Annotated in this window: 16 protein-coding genes; 4 read left to right on the forward strand and 12 right to left on the reverse strand. The window is 68.2% G+C overall.

The features are described from left to right. The first annotated feature begins 141 nt into the window (after positions 1–141). Positions 142–696, forward strand: a complete 555-nt coding sequence (locus D0901_RS07245) for a zinc ribbon-containing protein (protein WP_129139634.1) — start codon at positions 142–144, stop codon at positions 694–696. A gap of 87 nt (positions 697–783) precedes the next feature. Here D0901_RS07245 and lnt read toward each other — a convergent pair whose 3' ends face one another. From lnt to miaB, 5 genes are all read right to left on the reverse strand, one after another. Further along, positions 784–2,262 carry an apolipoprotein N-acyltransferase gene (lnt, locus tag D0901_RS07250; RefSeq protein WP_129139635.1) on the reverse strand — a complete coding sequence of 493 codons (1,479 nt, stop codon included), beginning with the start codon at positions 2,260–2,262 and terminating at the stop codon, positions 784–786. A 63-nt stretch (positions 2,263–2,325) separates the two neighbouring features. Continuing rightward, positions 2,326–3,207, reverse strand: a complete 882-nt coding sequence (locus D0901_RS07255; RefSeq protein WP_129139636.1) for an HlyC/CorC family transporter — start codon at positions 3,205–3,207, stop codon at positions 2,326–2,328. Further along, positions 3,204–3,740 (reverse strand): rRNA maturation RNase YbeY, encoded by a 537-nt coding sequence (gene ybeY / locus D0901_RS07260; RefSeq protein ID WP_129139637.1) that lies wholly within the window; start codon positions 3,738–3,740, stop codon positions 3,204–3,206. Before ybeY ends, D0901_RS07255 begins: the two co-directional genes overlap by 4 nt. Then, entirely contained in the window at positions 3,737–4,813 is a 1,077-nt protein-coding gene (locus D0901_RS07265) for a PhoH family protein (RefSeq protein ID WP_129139638.1), read from the reverse strand. The genes ybeY and D0901_RS07265 overlap by 4 nt, the downstream gene beginning before the upstream one ends. 121 nt (positions 4,814–4,934) lie before the next feature. Then, complete coding sequence (gene miaB / locus D0901_RS07270; protein WP_129139639.1) at positions 4,935–6,284, reverse strand: tRNA (N6-isopentenyl adenosine(37)-C2)-methylthiotransferase MiaB; 1,350 nt, start codon at positions 6,282–6,284, stop codon at positions 4,935–4,937. Positions 6,285–6,482: 198 nt separating this feature from the next. Here miaB and D0901_RS07275 point away from each other — a divergent pair, with 198 nt between their 5' ends. The 3 genes from D0901_RS07275 (at position 6,483) to tmpT (ending at position 8,316) form a co-directional block, all read left to right on the forward strand. Next, positions 6,483–6,809, forward strand: coding sequence for a DUF1820 family protein (locus D0901_RS07275; protein ID WP_129139640.1), 327 nt, complete (start codon positions 6,483–6,485; stop codon positions 6,807–6,809). 234 nt (positions 6,810–7,043) lie between these two features. Then, the gene (locus tag D0901_RS07280; protein ID WP_224416913.1) at positions 7,044–7,655 is read left to right on the forward strand and encodes a TIGR04211 family SH3 domain-containing protein; all 612 of its coding nucleotides are present in this window, start codon (positions 7,044–7,046) and stop codon (positions 7,653–7,655) included. A gap of 16 nt (positions 7,656–7,671) precedes the next feature. Next, positions 7,672–8,316 carry a thiopurine S-methyltransferase gene (gene tmpT / locus D0901_RS07285; protein ID WP_129139642.1) on the forward strand — a complete coding sequence of 215 codons (645 nt, stop codon included), beginning with the start codon at positions 7,672–7,674 and terminating at the stop codon, positions 8,314–8,316. 40 nt (positions 8,317–8,356) lie between these two features. Here the strand turns inward: tmpT and D0901_RS07290 are convergent, their stop codons facing one another. From D0901_RS07290 to ggt, 7 genes are all read right to left on the reverse strand, one after another. After that, positions 8,357–8,950 (reverse strand): YajG family lipoprotein, encoded by a 594-nt coding sequence (locus D0901_RS07290; RefSeq protein ID WP_129139643.1) that lies wholly within the window; start codon positions 8,948–8,950, stop codon positions 8,357–8,359. 90 nt (positions 8,951–9,040) lie between these two features. Beyond that, positions 9,041–10,120: a sulfate/molybdate ABC transporter ATP-binding protein gene (locus D0901_RS07295; protein WP_129139644.1), complete on the reverse strand. Its 1,080-nt coding sequence runs from the start codon at positions 10,118–10,120 to the stop codon at positions 9,041–9,043. Beyond that, positions 10,117–10,944, reverse strand: a complete 828-nt coding sequence (gene cysW, locus D0901_RS07300; RefSeq protein WP_129139659.1) for a sulfate/thiosulfate ABC transporter permease CysW — start codon at positions 10,942–10,944, stop codon at positions 10,117–10,119. Before cysW ends, D0901_RS07295 begins: the two co-directional genes overlap by 4 nt. Continuing rightward, a complete protein-coding gene (cysT, locus tag D0901_RS07305) occupies positions 10,944–11,798 on the reverse strand; it encodes a sulfate/thiosulfate ABC transporter permease CysT (protein WP_129139645.1) in 855 nt (284 codons plus the stop codon). The genes cysW and cysT overlap by 1 nt, the downstream gene beginning before the upstream one ends. Then, positions 11,795–12,817 (reverse strand): thiosulfate ABC transporter substrate-binding protein CysP, encoded by a 1,023-nt coding sequence (gene cysP / locus D0901_RS07310; protein WP_129139646.1) that lies wholly within the window; start codon positions 12,815–12,817, stop codon positions 11,795–11,797. The genes cysT and cysP overlap by 4 nt, the downstream gene beginning before the upstream one ends. Before the next feature lie 115 nt (positions 12,818–12,932). Beyond that, positions 12,933–14,126 (reverse strand): MFS transporter, encoded by a 1,194-nt coding sequence (locus D0901_RS07315; RefSeq protein ID WP_129139647.1) that lies wholly within the window; start codon positions 14,124–14,126, stop codon positions 12,933–12,935. A 133-nt stretch (positions 14,127–14,259) separates the two neighbouring features. Continuing rightward, complete coding sequence (gene ggt, locus D0901_RS07320; RefSeq protein ID WP_129139648.1) at positions 14,260–16,011, reverse strand: gamma-glutamyltransferase; 1,752 nt, start codon at positions 16,009–16,011, stop codon at positions 14,260–14,262. Between the last annotated feature and the right edge of the window lie 55 nt (positions 16,012–16,066).

The raw sequence follows: 16,066 nt of genomic DNA on the forward strand, positions 1-16,066 counted from the left end.
ATACCGTTCGTGTTCGCCCAAGGATACCCTAGACGTGCATCGGCAGGTAGGGGCCGCCCCGCCCCCGCGCCGCTTGCCGCAACGCCGTGGCGTCCGGATGATGCTACGGCGACCCGATACAGCCATTTGAGGAGAGGCGCGATGAGTGACGACCAGCAACAGGACCGGCGTTTGCACGATGCCTACGAGCGCGTGCTCGACCGCATGCGCGACGGCGCCGACGAGCTGTCCTGGGACCGGCTGCAGCACGAGCTCGACGAGGCGGTGGCCTTCGAGGCGGACGTCGAGGAGTTCACCAAGGACGAGATGGCGCTGCTGCGCGCCTGGGTGGAGCGCGACCTCAAGGATCTGCGCCACTACCTGGCCGCGGGCGGCGCCGGGGTCGCCAGCTGGCTGGGGATCGATCTCGACGTGCTGTCGCGCAAGGTGACCGACGCGCTGTTCTCGATCGCCGATCGCAGCGTGGTCGAGCGCGAGCGCTTGGAGGACGATCTCGAGGCGGCACGCGCCGACTATGTCGAGGGCGAGCTGGCCGTTCCCGGGCGCATGGCCTGCGTGCACTGCGGCGAGACGGTGGTGCTCGACGCGGTCACTCGCCTCGAGCCCTGCCACGCCTGCGGGCATCGTTACTTCATGCGGGCCCCCAGCGACGCCGCGCCGACCGACGGCTCGGCGACCGACCGGTCGAACGGCTGAGAACGCATTTCCAAACCCCGTTGATGATGGTGGCCGGGCGAAGCGAGAACCCTGGGTCATGCGCGTCCATTACCGGCGCGAACGCGATCACCGGGCCGTGTCGCGCCTCGGGCCCGGCCGACGCAGGCCGGGCAGCAGCATCAGCCCGGCGAGTAGCCAGGCGGGCCAGCTGCCGGTGCGGGTGAAGGGCGTCTCGCCCTGCATGGCGCTCACGTCGCCGCTGACCAGGGTGGTCTCGAACTGCGGGGCGCGGGTGGTCACCCGGCCCTGCGGGTCGATGATCGCGGTGACGCCGTTGCTGGTGCCGCGCAGCACGTAGCGACCGTTTTCCAGCGCGCGCAGGCGGGCCATCTGGATGTGCTGCAGCGGGCCGATCGAACGGCCGAACCAGGTGTCGTTGGACACCGTCAGCAGGACGTCGGCGCGGCGCGCGCGGCTCGCCACCAGGTCGGGATAGATGATCTCGTAGCAGATCGCCGTGCCGATGGTCAGCCCGGCGGCGTGGATCGGTGCCTGGTCGCGCTCTCCCGCCGAGAAGCTCGACATGGGCAGGTCGAAGAAGGCGATGATGCCGCGCAGCAGGCTCTCCAGCGGCATGTACTCGCCGAACGGCACCAGGTGCTCCTTGCGATAGCTGCCCCGGGTGTTGCCGAGGCCGATCACCGCGTTGTAGTAGCCGCCGGCATCGCGCTCGACGATTCCGGTCAGCAGGGCGGCGTCCGGTGGCAGCGTCGTTTGCACGCGCTCCAGATAGGGCCGGGCCTGGGACTCGAACATCGGCAGCGCGGTCTCCGGCCAGACGATCAGGTCGGTGCCGTCGGGCACCTCGCGGGTCAGCCGCGCATAGGTGTTGACCGCATTGCGCTGGCCCTCGGCGCTCCACTTCATCAACTGCGGCAGGTTGCCCTGCAGAAGTGCCACCTGCCGCGGTTCGCCCCGGGGCTGGGTCCACTGGGCGGGCAGCAGCAGCGGCAGGCCCCACAGGACGACGAGCGGGGCCAGCGCCCACCAGCGCCGGCGCAGCAGCAGGTCGGCGCCCAGGGTGCCGGTCAGCACGGTGACCAGCGACAGCAGGAAGACCCCGCCGAGCGGTGCCAGCGGGGCGAGCGGCGAGTCGACGTGGGCGCTGCCCAGCAGCAGCCAGGGGAAGCCGGTGAACAGATAGGTGCGGGCGACTTCGCTGGCGATCCACAGGCCGGCGAAGCTGAGGCAGGCCAGGCGCGGCCCGGTGAAACGGCGGTAGAGCCAGAACGGCGCGGCGTAGAATAGCGCCAGGGTGACGGCGAACAGCGCGGTCAGAAAGACCGCCAGCGGCACGCCCGTGTAGCCGTAGTCGTGGATCGAGACATAGATCCACGAGGTCCCCGAGGCGAACAGCGCGAAACCGTAGCACCAGCCGCGCAGTGCGGCCTGCCCCGGGGTCAGGTCGTGGATGCCCACGTAGACCAGGGCCACGGCGACGGGGCCGAGCCACCACAGATGAAAGGGGGCGAAGGTGAGCGTGGTCAGGCAGCCGGCGATCAACGCGGCGATATAGCCCATCCACGGGCGGTAGACGGTCGGCATGGGGCACTCCTTGTCGGGACGTGCCCCTTATACCAGAGCGTGGCGACAAACTCGACGCGGGGGTCAGTCGTCGGTTTCGTCGGCGGACACCTCGGCGAGTTCCTCGGCCTGGAGCAGGCGGATGCGGCGGTTGTCGGCGCCCAGCACGGTGAAGCGCCAGCCCCCCAGGTCGGCCTGCTCGCCGCGACGCGGCAGATAGCCGAAGCGCTGCATGACCAGCCCGCCGACGGTGTCGAACTCCTCGTCGGAGAAGGCGGTATCGAAGCGCTCGTTGAAGTCGTCGATGGGCGTCAGGGCACGGATCGCGAAGGTGCCGTCGCCCATGTCGCGGATGTCGTCTTCCTCGTCGGTGTCGTGCTCGTCCTCGATGTCGCCGACGATCTGCTCGAGGATGTCCTCGATGGTGACGATGCCCGCCGTGCCGCCGTATTCGTCGACCACCACCGCCATGTGGTTGTGGGTGTCGCGGAATTCCTTGAGCAGGCTGTTGAGCCGCTTGGATTCGGGAATGAACATCGCCGGACGGATGACGTCGCGCAGTGCCACCTGGCGGCGTTCGCCGTCGTTGACCTGCAGCAGCGGCAGCAGGTCCTTGACCAGCAGGATGCCGAGCACTTCGTCGAGATTCTCGCCGACCACCGGATAGCGGGAGTGGCCGGTCTCGAAGATCACCGGCAGATAGTCCTCGGGGGACTGGTCGATGCTGATGGCCGTGACCTGGGAGCGCGGGATCATCACCTCGCGGGTCTGCTGGTCACTGATCTGGAAGGCGCCCTCGATGATCGTCAGAGCATCCGGGTCGAGACGCAGCCGGGCGGCGGCCTCGCGGAGAAAGACCAGCAGTTCGTCACGGGAGCTTGGCTCGTCGGCGTCGCTGGAAAAGGCGCTGAACAACTTCTCGAGCCAGGACTTGTTGTTCTGGCTACTCGATCGGTCTTCGCTCATGCGTCGGGTCTCGTGTCCTCGCTGTCTCGTTCGCCGGGGTCGGGCGCATAAGGGTCGGGAATGTCGAAGTCGGCGAGAATCCGGCGCTCGAGCGCCTCCATCTCCTCGGCTTCCGCGTCATCTATATGGTCGTAGCCCAGCAAATGCAAGGTGCCGTGAATCACCATGTGCGCGTAATGATGCGCCAGCGGCTTGGCCTGTTCGCGGGCCTCGCGATCGACCACGCCGTGACAGATCACCAGGTCGCCGAGCAGGGGCAGATCGAGGCCGGCCGGGGCCTCGAAAGGGAAGGATAGCACGTTGGTGGGCCGGTCCCTGCCGCGGTAGTCGTGATTGAGGCCGCGGCTCTCGTCGTCGTCGACGAAGCGGACGGTGAGTTCGACCTCGCCGCCGCCCGCGCTGCCGGCATGGCGCCGATGGTGGGTCAGCGCGCCGGCGACCCAGCGCGCCAGCCGGGCCGCGTCGGGCAGGGCGTCGTCGGCGCCGTCGAGCGCCACCTGGCGATCGACGAGGACCCGGGCGTCATCGTTCATGTGCCGGATTCCGAACCGTCGGACGCCGCCGCCTGCTGTTCGCGACGCGCCTGTTCGCGGGCCTCGCGGCGCGCCCGGTCCTGGGCTTCCTGCTCGGCCTCGAACAGGTCGTAGGCCTCGATGATGCGCTGGACCAGCGGGTGGCGGACCACATCCTTGGCGGCGAAGTGGGTCACGCCGATCCCCGGGGTGTCCTTGAGCACGTCGAGGACCTGAATCAGCCCGGAGTTCTGGCCGCGGGGCAGGTCGACCTGGGTGATGTCGCCGGTGATCACCGCGGTGGAGCCGAAACCGATGCGGGTCAGGAACATCTTCATCTGCTCGCGGGTGGTGTTCTGGCTCTCGTCGAGGATGATGAAGGCGTTGTTGAGGGTCCGGCCGCGCATGTAGGCGAGCGGGGCGATCTCGATCACCTGCCGCTCGATCAGCTTGGCCACCTGTTCGAAGCCGATCATCTCGTAGAGGGCGTCATACAGCGGGCGCAGGTAGGGGTCGATCTTCTGGGCCAGGTCGCCGGGCAGAAAGCCCAGTTTCTCGCCGGCCTCGACCGCCGGACGCACCAGCAGGATGCGGCGCACCTCCTGCTGATTGAGCGCCTCGACGGCGGCGGCGACGGCCAGGTAGGTCTTGCCGGTCCCCGCCGGGCCGATGCCGAAGTTGATGTCGTGCTTGCGGATGCTGGTGACGTAGCTCTGCTGGTTCAGCCCGCGCGGCTTGATCAGGCTGCGCGGGGTGCGGATCACCACCTCGGCCTCGTGATCGCTGCCTTCCTCTTCCTCGAGCGCCTCGATGCCCGATTCCTGGAGGAACAGGTGCACGGTGTCGGGTTCCAGCTCGCTGGCCTCGGTCTCGCGGTAGAGGTGTTCGATGACGTTGGCGGCGGCCTTCACCCGCGGGCCGGGGCCGGCGAGCTGGAAGGTGTTGCCGCGATTGCGCAGGGTGACCCCGAGACGCGATTCGACCAGCTTGAGATGCTCGTCCCGCTGACCGCAGAGATTGGCCAGCCGCATCGGGTCGTTGGGCTCCAGGGTCAGGGTGATGACGCGGTTCGCCTGAGTGCTTTGTTGGCTCAAGAACAGAGAATCCGTGAGTTGAGGATGATGAAGTCAGCTTAATGCCCCGAGCGAGGTCGGGGCAATCGGGAAACGGCCGGGGGCGTTCCGCCGACGCCCGCCGAGGGCGCCGACGAGCGCGTCAGTAGCAGACCGGCGAGGCCAGTTCGCCACGCAGCGAGTTGGGCAGCGCCTCGTTGATCTCGACGTCGACGAAGGTGCCGATCAGTTCCATGGGATTGGCGGCGCGGAAATTGACCACGCGATTGTTCTCGGTGCGCCCCGAGAGCTGCCCCGGATCCTTGGGCGAGAAGCCGGTCACCAGGATGCGCTGGGTGGTGCCGACCATGCGCCGGCTGATCTGCATGGCGTTCTGGTTGATGCGCTCCTGGAGGATCGCCAGGCGCTGCTTCTTGACCGCTTCCGGGGTGTCGTCCTCGAGGCCGGCCGCCGGGGTGCCCGGGCGTGCCGAGTAGACGAAGCTGAACGAGACGTCGAAGCCGATGCGATGGATCAGGTCCATGGTCGCCTCGAAGTCGGCCTCGGTCTCGCCGGGGAAGCCGACGATGAAGTCCGACGAGAAGCTGATGTCCGGACGCAGCTCGCGGATGCGCTCGAGCTTGGCGACGTACTCCTCGGCGGTGTGGCCGCGCTTCATGGCCGCCAGGACGCGGTCCGAGCCCGCCTGCACCGGCAGGTGGAGGTGGCTGACCAGCTCGGGGATCTCGCCGTAGGCCTCGATCAGGCTGTCCGAGAATTCCACCGGGTGCGAGGTGGTGAAGCGGATGCGGTCGATGCCTTCCACCGCCGCCACGCAGGCGATCAGCTCGGCCAGATCGACCTCGTCGCCCAGGGCGTTCTCGCCACGGTAGGCGTTGACGTTCTGCCCCAGCAGGTTGATCTCGCGCACGCCCTGGTCGGCGAGGTGAATGACCTCGTCCATCACCGCCTCGAAGGGCCGCGAGACCTCCTCGCCGCGGGTGTAGGGCACCACGCAGAAGGTGCAGTACTTCGAGCAGCCCTCCATCACCGAGACGAAGGCGGTGGCGCCGTCGGAACTGGGCTTGGGCAAGTGGTCGAACTTCTCGATCTCGGGGAAGGTGACGTCGACCACCGAGATCGGCTTGGCGCTCTTGCTGCGCTGCTCGAGCATGTTGGGGATGCGATGCAGCGTCTGCGGGCCGAACACCATGTCGACGTAGGGCGCCCGCTTGCGCAGGTTCTCGCCCTCCTGGCTGGCCACGCAGCCGCCGACGCCGATCACCAGGTCGGGGTTGCGCTCCTTGAGCTTCTTCCAGCGCCCCAACTGGTGGAAGACCTTCTCCTGGGCCTTCTCGCGGATCGAACAGGTGTTGAGCAGGATGACGTCGGCTTCGCGCTCGTCGTCGGTCAGCTCCATTTGGTGCGATTCGCCGAGCAGATCCGCCATGCGTGCGGAGTCGTACTCGTTCATCTGGCAGCCGTGGGTCTTGATGAAGAGTTTCTTCGTCATAGCGTCGTGTCGGCGTCGGGCGCGACAAGTCCGTGTAAAGAGGGATGAATGCGTGCGGGAACGGGAATGGCGCGATTATACGGATCACCGGCACGGCTTGGCCAGCCCGCCGCCTTCTAAGGCGATGTGTCTGTGATATTCTTGGCGGCTGGACGGACCCGGCGGGGCCTTTGATTCTCATTGCGTGACGGGAGCGGTATGGCGAAATCGATCTACCGGGTGGTCTTCTACAATCAGGGGGAGATCTGGGAACTCTATGCCCGGGACATTTACCAGAGCGATCTGTGGGGGTTCATCGAGGTCGAGTCCTTCGTCTTCGAGGATGCCTCGAAGCTGGTGGTCGACCCGTCGAGCGAGAAGCTGCGGCGCACCTTCGAGGGCGTCAGCCGCAGCTATGTGCCGATGAACGCCATCGTGCGCATCGACGAGGTCGAGCGCGAGGGCACGCCCCGGGCGGTCAAGGCCGAGGGCAAGGTCGCGGAGTTCCCGCGGCCCTTCAACATGCCGCCCCGGGACGACGGATGATGATCAAAAAATGACCGATTTGTTGCCCTGGCAGGTCTCGCGGCCCGTCTGCTGATTCAACCACCCGGTTTTCCCAAGACTTATCCACAGAAAGTGTGGATGGGGACCAAGAGCCGGGCCGCCGACACGAACGGAATCGTGTCGGCGATGTCGACACATCGCGTGGAGCCAGCGCTCCCAGAGCCTTCCGACAGCTGAAGACAGCCGAAAAAAATGCTCAAGATCAAGACGTTGATGTCAAGCCTCGCACTGGGGCTGAGTCTCACCGGGGCGGCCGGACAGGCCGATGCCCAATCGACCGACGACACCCGTTGGGTGGCCGACGACCTCAAGGCCTTCGTGCGTAGCGGCCCCACCGACAACTATCGCATCGTGGGGGCGCTGACCTCGGGCGAGCCGGTGACGGTGCTGGGTACCCAGGGCGACTACACCCGGGTGCGCGCCGAGAGTGGCGATGTCGTGTGGATCAAGAACGACCAGTTGCAGGACCAGCGCAGCCTGAGCGAGCGGGTGCCGGCGCTGAAGGAAAAGGTCGCCACGCTCAGCGACAAGCTCGACGGCATCAACCAGACCTGGCAGTCGCGCACCGCGAGCATGACCGACACGCTCGAGGCCCGCGAACAGCGCATCGCCGAGCTGGAGCAGCGCAATGGCTCCCTCGACCAGCAGCTCGCCCAGGCCCAGACGACCCTGCGCGAGCTGCAGGCGCGCCTGGACACCCAGGAACAGGATCTGCTGATGCGCTATTTCATGTACGGCGGCGGCGTGGCCGGTGCCGGTCTGGTCGTCGGGCTGCTGGTGCCGCACCTGCCGCGCCGCCGCAAGAAGCGCGACCGCTGGTTCTGAGGACGAGAGGCGAGACATGCCCAACGAATGGCTCGACCGCTGGCGGGAAGGCCGGATCGGCTTTCACCGCGAGACGGTGCATCCGGCCCTCGAGCGTTACTGGCCGACGCTCGAGATCGATACCCCCGGCAAGGTCCTGGTACCGCTGTGCGGCAAGAGCCTCGACATGCGCTGGCTGGCCGACCGGGGCCACCCGGTGCTGGGCATCGAACTCGCCCGTCAGGCGGTCGAACAGTTCGTCGCCGAAGGCCCGGGGGACGTGTCGCGCTACCGCCACGGGGTGTTCGAGGTCTACCGCCAGGCCAGCATCGAGGTGTGGTGCGGCGATTTCTTCCATTTCCACATCGATCAGGCGCTGGAGATCCAGGCCTTCTACGACCGGGCCGCGTTGATCGCGCTGCCCCCCGCCACCCGTCAGCGCTATGCCTTCCACCTCGCGCAATTGCTGCCGCCCGGGGCCAGGGGGCTGCTGATCAGCCTGACCCGGGAGCGCGACATCGAGAAGGGGCCGCCCTATTCGGTGGCGGCCGAGGAGGTGGAGCGGTTGTTCGCGCCGAACTTCGAACTCACCCAGTTGGCGGTGTCATCGCCGGACGAGGCGGGCCTGGCGGAGCAGGTGTGGCGCCTGGTGCGGCGCGGCCCGGGCCGCTGGCGCGCGTAGGGCAAGGTGCGGCGCCGGGCGCAGGGATCGAGAGGCGGGGTCAGCGTGACAGCAGCTCGCCGATCGCGGCGTCGCCGAAGGTCCGGTCGAGAGCGTCGCTGAGCAGCTCGGTCACCATCTGGTTGTTCTTGTCGTAATCCGGGGTCAGGGCGTAGCTCTGCGAGCGCCGGGAGGTGTAGACGCCGGTGTAGGTGGTGCCGTCGTTCTCGGCCACGGCCTGCAGCTTGGCGACCAGTTGCGCCTTGTCGAGCATCGCCTGGGCGTTGCCCTTGGCGTAGCTCAACTGGGTGAGGGTCAGCGTCAGGCTGGGGCGGCCCTCGGCGGGCTGGGAAGTCGGCTGGAAGCCCATCTGGCGCAGGGCGGCCTCGGCCTGGGACTCGAGCTTGGGGATCACGGTGTGCGCGGGCAGGGTGATGGTGTCGGTGGACATGCGCTTGCCGCTGCGTGTGCCCAGTACGTCCGACTCGCGCCCGTCGACCGTGGCCAGGGTGACCATCTGGCCGTCGCCGGCCCGTGGCAGGTTGCCGGAAACCGTCGGGTTGACGTCGAGATACTGCGGGCTCTGGGCGCAACCGGCGAGCAACAGCGTGGCCAGCAGCCCCATCAGGCCCAGCGCCCGGCGTGTGATTGGCATCGTGATTCCTCCCTTGTCGATGGCGGGCCGCCGGATCGAGACGGCCCTTCGGGCTGCAGTATAACGCCCCGGCCACCAGAGGGAGAGTCGTCAGGAGGCGCCGGCGGTGACTCGCCGAGCGGCGGCGCCATCGAAGCGATGCCAGCGATGTGGTTCGACGAACAGGCGCTGACCGCGGCGGATCGCCAGGCGCTCGAAGTCGGCGTGGCGCACGGTGGCCAGCCACGGCTCGGCGAGCCAGTCGGCCTCGAGCTCGACGCGCACCTCGGCCCCCACCGGCGATACCGCCGTCACGCAGACCGGCATGTGGGCGCGCTCGCTCGGCGCCTCGGCGAGGCGCAGCTCGTGGGGGCGCAGCAGCAGTTCCTCGCGGCCATCGTCGAGATCCACCGCCAGCCGCGCCGCGCCACACACGAACTGGCCGTCGCGGACGTCGCCCTCGAGGCGGTTGACGTCGCCCAGGAACTCGAACACGAAGCGGTTCGCGGGGCGGCGGTAGAGCGTCTCGGGCGCGTCGATCTGCTCGATGCGGCCGTCGCTCATCACCACCACCCGGTCCGATAGCTCCAGTGCCTCCTCCTGATCGTGGGTGACGAACACGCTGGTGAAGTTCAGCTCGTCGTGCAGGCGCCGCAGCCAGCGGCGCAGGTCCTGGCGTACCTTGGCGTCGAGCGCGCCGAACGGCTCGTCGAGCAGCAGCACGTCGGGCTTGAGCGCCAGGGCCCGGGCCAGCGATACGCGCTGCTGCTGGCCGCCGGAGAGCTGGGCGGGGTAACGGTCGGCGAACGCCTCGAGGCGCACCATCTCCAGCAGGCGCTGGACCCGGGCGCGGATCTCGCCGCGACTCGGCCGCTCGCGACGCGGCAGCACGGTGAGGCCGAAGGCGACGTTGTCGAACACGCTCATGTGCCGGAACAGCGCATAATGCTGGAAGACGAACCCGATGCGCCGGTCGCGCACGTGCACCCGGGTGACGTCGCGCTCGCCGAAGCGGATGGTGCCGCTGTCGGCGCGCTCCAGCCCGGCGATGATCCGCAGCAGGGTGGTCTTGCCCGACCCCGAGGGCCCGAGCAGGCCGACCAGCTCGCCGTCGCCGATCTCGAGATCGAGCGGTTCCAGCGCGGTGGTGCGGCCGAAATGCTTGGCGACATTGCTCAGTTGGATGCTCATGCGGCGGTCTCCCGGCGCGCGGCGCGCCATTCCAGCCCGGCCTTGGCGGCCAGGGTGAGCAGGGCGATCAGCGCCAGCAGCGATGCGGCGGTGAAGGCGCCCACGGTGTTGTAGTCCTGATAGAGCAGTTCGACGTGCAGCGGCAGGGTGTTGGTCTCGCCGCGGATCGAGCCGGATACCACCGACACCGCGCCGAACTCGCCCACCGCCCGGGCGTTGGTGAGGATCACCCCGTAGAGCAGGGCCCAGCGGATGTTGGGCAGGGTCACCCGGCGGAAGACCGTCCACCCCGAGGCGCCGAGGGTGACCGCGGCCTCTTCCTCGCGGGCGCCCTGGGCCTGCATCAGCGGGATCAGTTCGCGGGCGACGAAGGGGCAGGTGACGAACAGGGTGACCATCACGATCCCCGGCCAAGCGAACATCAACTGGATGTCGTGGCTGTCCAGCCAGCCGCCGATCCAGCCGTTGCGGCCGTAGAGCAGCAGGTAGACCAGACCCGCGACCACCGGCGAGACCGCGAACGGGATGTCGATCAGGGTCTGCAGCAGACGCCGCCCGGGGAACGCGAAGCGGGTGACCAGCCAGGCCAGGAAGACCCCGAACACCAGGTTGACGGGGATGGTCAGCAGGGCGACGAACAGCGTCAGGCCGATCGCCGCCAGCGTGTACTCGTCGCTGAGGTTGGCCCAGAAGGTCGTCACGCCCTCGGCGAAGGCCTGGGCGAAGATCGCCACCAGCGGCAGCAGCAGGAACAGCGCCGCGAGCAGCACGGCGAGGCCGATCAGCAGCCGGCGCGTACCGGGCGTGTCACCGATGCGATGCATCATCGACCTCCATGCAGGCGCCGGATGAAGCGGCCCTGCCACAGGTTGAGCGCCAGCAGCAGGACCAGCGACGTGGCCAGCACCACCGAGGCGATCGCCGAGGCGCCCACGTAGTCGTATTCCTGCAGCTTGACGAAGATCATCAGCGAGGTGATCTCGGTCTCGTAGGGCATGTTGCCGGCGATGAAGATCACCGCGCCGAATTCGCCCAGCGAGCGCACGAAGGCCAGCCCGGTGCCGGTGACCAGCGCCGGCCACAGGTGCGGCAGGATCACCCGCCGAAAGGCCTTGGCGTCGCTGGCGCCGAGGGTCAGCGCCGCTTCGTCGACCTCGCCGGGCAGGTCCTCGAGCACCGGCTGCACGGTACGCACCACGAAGGGAATGCTGGTGAAGGCCATCGCCAGGGCGATGCCTACCCAGGTATAGGCGATCTCGATGCCCAGCGGCGCGAGCAGCCGCCCCATCCAGCCGTTGCTCGAATACAGCGTCGCCAGGGTGATGCCGGCGACCGCGGTGGGCAGGGCGAAGGGCAGGTCCATCAGCGCATCGAGCAGGCGCCGGCCGGGAAACTCGTAGCGGACCAGCACCCAGGCCATCAGCAGGCCGAAGACAGCGTTGATCAGCGAGGCCACGGCGGCGCCGCCGAGGGTCACCAGGTAGCTGGCGACCACCCGGCCTTCGCTGATGATCGCCCAGTACTGGGCCGGGCTGAGCTGCGACAGTTGTCCGACCAGGCTGGTCATCGGCAGCAGCAGAACCAGCGACACGAACAGCAGGGTCACGCCCAGCGAGAGCCCGAACCCCGGCAGTACCCGCTGGGACGCTGCCCCGGTCAGCACGGCGAGTCGGCTCATCGACGCTGCAACTGGTCCAGCACGCCGCCGCTGGCGAAGTGGGTGTCCATCACCTGTTCCCAGCTACCGAAGACGTCCTCCACCCGCAGCAGTTGCGTGTCGGGGAAGCGGTCGGCGAATTCGGCCTTCACCGTCTCGTCGTTGACGCGATAGTTGAAGCCGGCCAGCAGGCGCTGTGCCTCCTCGGTGTAGAGGTAGTCGAGGTAGTCGTGGGCCAGCTCGCGGTTGCCGTTGCGCTCGGCGTATTCCTCGACCACCGCCACCGGGAACTCGGCGAGGATGCTCACCGGCGGCACGACCACGTCGTACTCGTCGCTGCCGTATTCCTGGCTGATGTTGTTGACCTCGGATTCGAAGCTGATCAGCACGTCGCCGATGTTGCGCTCGACGAAGGTGGTGGTGGCGCCGCGACCGCCGGTATCGAACACCTTGACGTTGCCGAGGAAGCGCTTCATGAAGTCGCGGATCTTCGCCTCGTCACCGTCGAACTTCTGGTCGGCGTAGGCCCAGGCGGCGAGATAGGTGTAACGCCCGTTGCCCGAGGTCTTGGGGTTGGGGAAGACGATGTCGACGTCGTCGGCGACCAGGTCGTCCCAGCTCTCGATGTGCCTCGGGTTGCCCTCGCGCACCAGGAAGGCGGTGGTGGAGAAGTAGGGGGAGGCGTTGTTGGGGAACTGCTGCTGCCAGTCCTCGGCGACCAGGCCGGCGTCGGCGAGCACGTTGACGTCGGTGACCTGATTGTAGGTCACCACGTCGGCCTTGAGGCCCTGGAGGATGGCGCGGGCCTGCTTGGACGAGCCACCGTGGGACTGCTTCACCTCGACGCTCTGGTCGTGGCTGGCTTGCCACCAGTCGACGAACTTGGGATTGATGGTGGCGAAGAGCTCGCGGGCAATGTCATAGGAGGAGTTGAGCAGTTCGCGATCGGCGGCCATGGCCGGGGAGGCGATCCCGCCGGCCAGGGTGGCGGCGGTGGCCGTGGCGACGACGCTGCGCCGCAGGAAAGTGAAGAACGGCATGTCGGCTCCAGGAAACGTGTGAGTTGAGCGAAGGCTAATCCAACTCAAATGGAATTACAACAATGTCGGTTATTCGTTATTTGAATAAGCGTGTCGCGGCTCTCTCATATCGGCCTCAGCGCGGTGAGGCGTCACGGGGCGCCGACAGGGGGCGGCTGACCAGCCACAGGCCGATGGCCGGGCCGGGCAGCAGCAGCCAGCTCAGCCACACGCCACTCACCGGCCACAGCGGCATCAGCAGGATCAGCGAGAGCACCGAGATACCGAAGCCGATGGCGTTCTGCAGGGTCAGGCCGGTGCCCAGCAGTGCCGCCGGGCAGGCCCGCGCCGAGAGCGCCGAGAAATGCGCCGAATCGACGATCGCCAGCGCGCTCCAGACGCCCAGCAGGACCACGTGCCAGGAAGCGGGCAACTGACTCAGCCACGGGTAGAGCAGACAGCAGCCCGCCGAGCCGGCCAGGCCGGCGGCCGCCACGGCACGGCTGCCGACGTGCTGGCTCAGCCAGCCGCCCAGCCAGCAGGCCGGGCCGCCGATGGCGATCAGCGCGAAGCTGCCCAGCGCCAGCGTGACGGCGTCGGTGCCGGGCAGGGCGTGAGCCAGCAGCAGCGGCAGCAGGGCCCACAGCGTGTACAGCTCCCACATGTGACCGAAGTAACCCCCGGCGGCGCGTCGGTAGCCGGGAATCCGAAACACGCTGACATCGAGCCGGGTGCCGGAGGGTGAACGCCCTCGGTGGTCGCGTCGCGTGGCGCGCATGGTCTCGGGCTCGCCGAGGGTCAGGAGCATCGCGCCACCACCGAGCGCCAGCAGCGAGGCGCCCCACACCGCGCTGGCCCAGGGCAGTTGCCAGCGATCCAGCAGGCTCAACCCCTGCAGGGCATGGGGGAGCGCCGTGCCCAGCACCAGCATGCCCACCAGCCAGGCCAGGCCCAGCCCGGTGCGTCCCGGTGCCCAGCCGACCATCAACTTCATGCCGATCGGGTAGATGCCGGCCAGCGTCATGCCGGTGATCAGGCGCAGGCCGACCGCCGGCCACAACCCGCCGGCGAAGGGCAGCAGGGCATTGCTGACGGCGCCGATCAGGCAGGCGAGCGCGAACAGGCGGCTGGCATCGAGGCGGTCGGCCAGGCCGCTCAGGCCGATGCCCAGGGTACCCAGCAGAAAGCCGACCTGCACCGCGCCGGTCAGCCAGCCCAGATCGGTGGGAGCCAGCGACCAGACCGTCTGCAGCGCGCCGATCACCGCGTTGGGCGTGAACCACAGGGCGGTGCCGAACCATTCGGCGAGGGCGATCACGAGTATCGGCATGCAGCGTCTCCGGGCGGCGTCGGCTTCCGATTGGCCCATGGCGGTGCCGATGTGTCGATGACACCTTGGTCGCGGCGTGGCGTTTCGCGGGGGCGGGCGGGCCCCGCTACGGGCCCGCCCGGCGAGCGACGGGTCAGAGGCCCATCGCCGAGGAGGTCGAACGGCGCGGGTCGGCACCGCCGTAGAAGACGCCGTCGTCGATCAGGATCGACTGCGCGGCGCCCATCGCGTCCTGCTGGCTGACGGTATGCCCCATCGCCTCCAGCAGCGCGATGGTGTCGGGGCTCACGCCCTGCTCGATGCGGATCTCGTCGGGCAGCCACTGATGGTGGATGCGCGGCACGCTGACCGCGGTCTGGACGTTCATGTCGTGGTCGATGACGTTCATCAGCACCTGCAGGGTGGTGGTGATGATCCGCGAACCGCCGGGGCTGCCGGTGATCAGGAAGTTCCGGCCGTCCTTCTTGACGATGGTCGGGGTCATCGACGACAGCATGCGCTTGTTGGGTTCGACCTTGTTGGCCTCGCCGCCGATCAGGCCGTAGGCGTTGGGCACGCCGGGCTTGGCCGAGAAGTCGTCCATCTCGTTGTTGAGCAGGAAGCCCGCCCCGTCGACGACGATCCCCGAGCCGTAGCTGAAGTTGATGGTGTAGGTGTTGGAGACCGCCAGGCCCTGGTCGTCGGCGATCGAGAAGTGGGTGGTCTCGTTGGATTCGTAGGGCAGCGGCTTGCCGGGGGCGATCTCGCTGCTCGGCGTGGCCCGGTCTAGCGGGATCTCGGTGCGCAGCGCCTCGGCGTAGGCCTTGGAGGTCAGCCCCGCGAGCGGCACGTCGACGAAGTCGGTGTCGCCCAGGTACTTCGAGCGGTCGGCGTAGGCGCGCTTCATCGCCTCGGCCATGAGGTGGATGGTGCGCGCCGAATTGAAGCCCATGGCGCCGATGTCGTAGCCCTCGAGGATGTTGAGCATCTGCACGATGTGCACGCCACCGGAGGAGGGCGGGCTCATGGCGTAGACGTCGTAGCCGCGGTAGCTGCCGTGGCTGGGCTCGCGGATCGTCGGCTGATAGGCGGCGAGATCCTCGCGGGTCATCAGGCCGTCGTGCTTTTGCATCTCGGCGGCGATCAGCCGGGCCGTCTCGCCCTCGTAGAACTCGCGCGGGCCCTGGGCGGCGATGCGCTTGAGGGTGGCGGCGAGCTGCGGCTGGCGGTAGATCTCGCCCACCCGGTAGCTGCTGCCGTCGGCCTTGAAGAACTTGGCGCGGGTCGCCGGCCACTTCTCGAGGCGGTCGCGGGCCTGTTCGACGCCGTCGACGAAGCGCTGCGGTAGCGGAAAGCCGTTCTCGGCCAGGTCGATCGCCGGCGCCAGGGCCTCGGCGAGGCTCAGGGTGCCGTACTCGTCGAGCGCCAGCGCCAGCCCGGCCACCGTGCCGGGCACCCCGGAGGCGTTATGGGTATAGCGGGACAGTTCCGGGACGGCCTCGCCGGCGTCGTTCTGGAACATCGTCTCGTAGGCGTGGGACGGGGCCTTCTCGCGGTAGTCGATGGCGATCACCTTGTCGCGCTTCTCGTCGGAGATCAGCATGAAGCCGCCGCCGCCGATGTTGCCGGAGCGCGGCTGGGTCACCGCCAGGGCGAAGCCTGCGGTCACCGCGGCATCCACGGCGTTGCCGCCATCGGCGAGCACGTCGTGGGCGACCTGCGAGGCCAGGAAGTGACTGGTGGCGACCATGGCGTGGCTGCCGACCTCGGGGTGGAAGCGTTCACCCTCGAGGATCGCCCGGGAATCGGCGAGGGCGGGCGGAACGCTGGTCACCAGCGTGGTGGTGACCAGCAGGCTGAAGAGATGGCGTATCGGACGGTGCGATCGACGAGGGGCGGTCGGCATCGGAAGCTCTCCCTGGCAGGACGGATGAAGGATCCCTTTAACTATCGACGCCGCT

This window comes from Modicisalibacter coralii, assembly GCF_004117855.1.
In the GTDB taxonomy this organism is placed as follows: Bacteria; Pseudomonadota; Gammaproteobacteria; order Pseudomonadales; family Halomonadaceae; genus Modicisalibacter; species Modicisalibacter coralii.

Coding starts and splice junctions, on each gene's coding strand:
- D0901_RS07245 (WP_129139634.1), top strand. CDS start 142: ATGAGTGACGACCAGCAACAGGACCGGCGTTTGCACGATGCCTACGAG.
- lnt (WP_129139635.1), bottom strand. CDS start 2,262: ATGCCGACCGTCTACCGCCCGTGGATGGGCTATATCGCCGCGTTGATC.
- D0901_RS07255 (WP_129139636.1), bottom strand. CDS start 3,207: ATGAGCGAAGACCGATCGAGTAGCCAGAACAACAAGTCCTGGCTCGAG.
- ybeY (WP_129139637.1), bottom strand. CDS start 3,740: ATGAACGATGACGCCCGGGTCCTCGTCGATCGCCAGGTGGCGCTCGAC.
- miaB (WP_129139639.1), bottom strand. CDS start 6,284: ATGACGAAGAAACTCTTCATCAAGACCCACGGCTGCCAGATGAACGAG.
- D0901_RS07275 (WP_129139640.1), top strand. CDS start 6,483: ATGGCGAAATCGATCTACCGGGTGGTCTTCTACAATCAGGGGGAGATC.
- D0901_RS07280 (WP_224416913.1), top strand. CDS start 7,044: ATGTCAAGCCTCGCACTGGGGCTGAGTCTCACCGGGGCGGCCGGACAG.
- tmpT (WP_129139642.1), top strand. CDS start 7,672: ATGCCCAACGAATGGCTCGACCGCTGGCGGGAAGGCCGGATCGGCTTT.
- D0901_RS07290 (WP_129139643.1), bottom strand. CDS start 8,950: ATGCCAATCACACGCCGGGCGCTGGGCCTGATGGGGCTGCTGGCCACG.
- D0901_RS07295 (WP_129139644.1), bottom strand. CDS start 10,120: ATGAGCATCCAACTGAGCAATGTCGCCAAGCATTTCGGCCGCACCACC.
- cysW (WP_129139659.1), bottom strand. CDS start 10,944: ATGCATCGCATCGGTGACACGCCCGGTACGCGCCGGCTGCTGATCGGC.
- cysT (WP_129139645.1), bottom strand. CDS start 11,798: ATGAGCCGACTCGCCGTGCTGACCGGGGCAGCGTCCCAGCGGGTACTG.
- cysP (WP_129139646.1), bottom strand. CDS start 12,817: ATGCCGTTCTTCACTTTCCTGCGGCGCAGCGTCGTCGCCACGGCCACC.
- D0901_RS07315 (WP_129139647.1), bottom strand. CDS start 14,126: ATGCCGATACTCGTGATCGCCCTCGCCGAATGGTTCGGCACCGCCCTG.
- ggt (WP_129139648.1), bottom strand. CDS start 16,011: ATGCCGACCGCCCCTCGTCGATCGCACCGTCCGATACGCCATCTCTTC.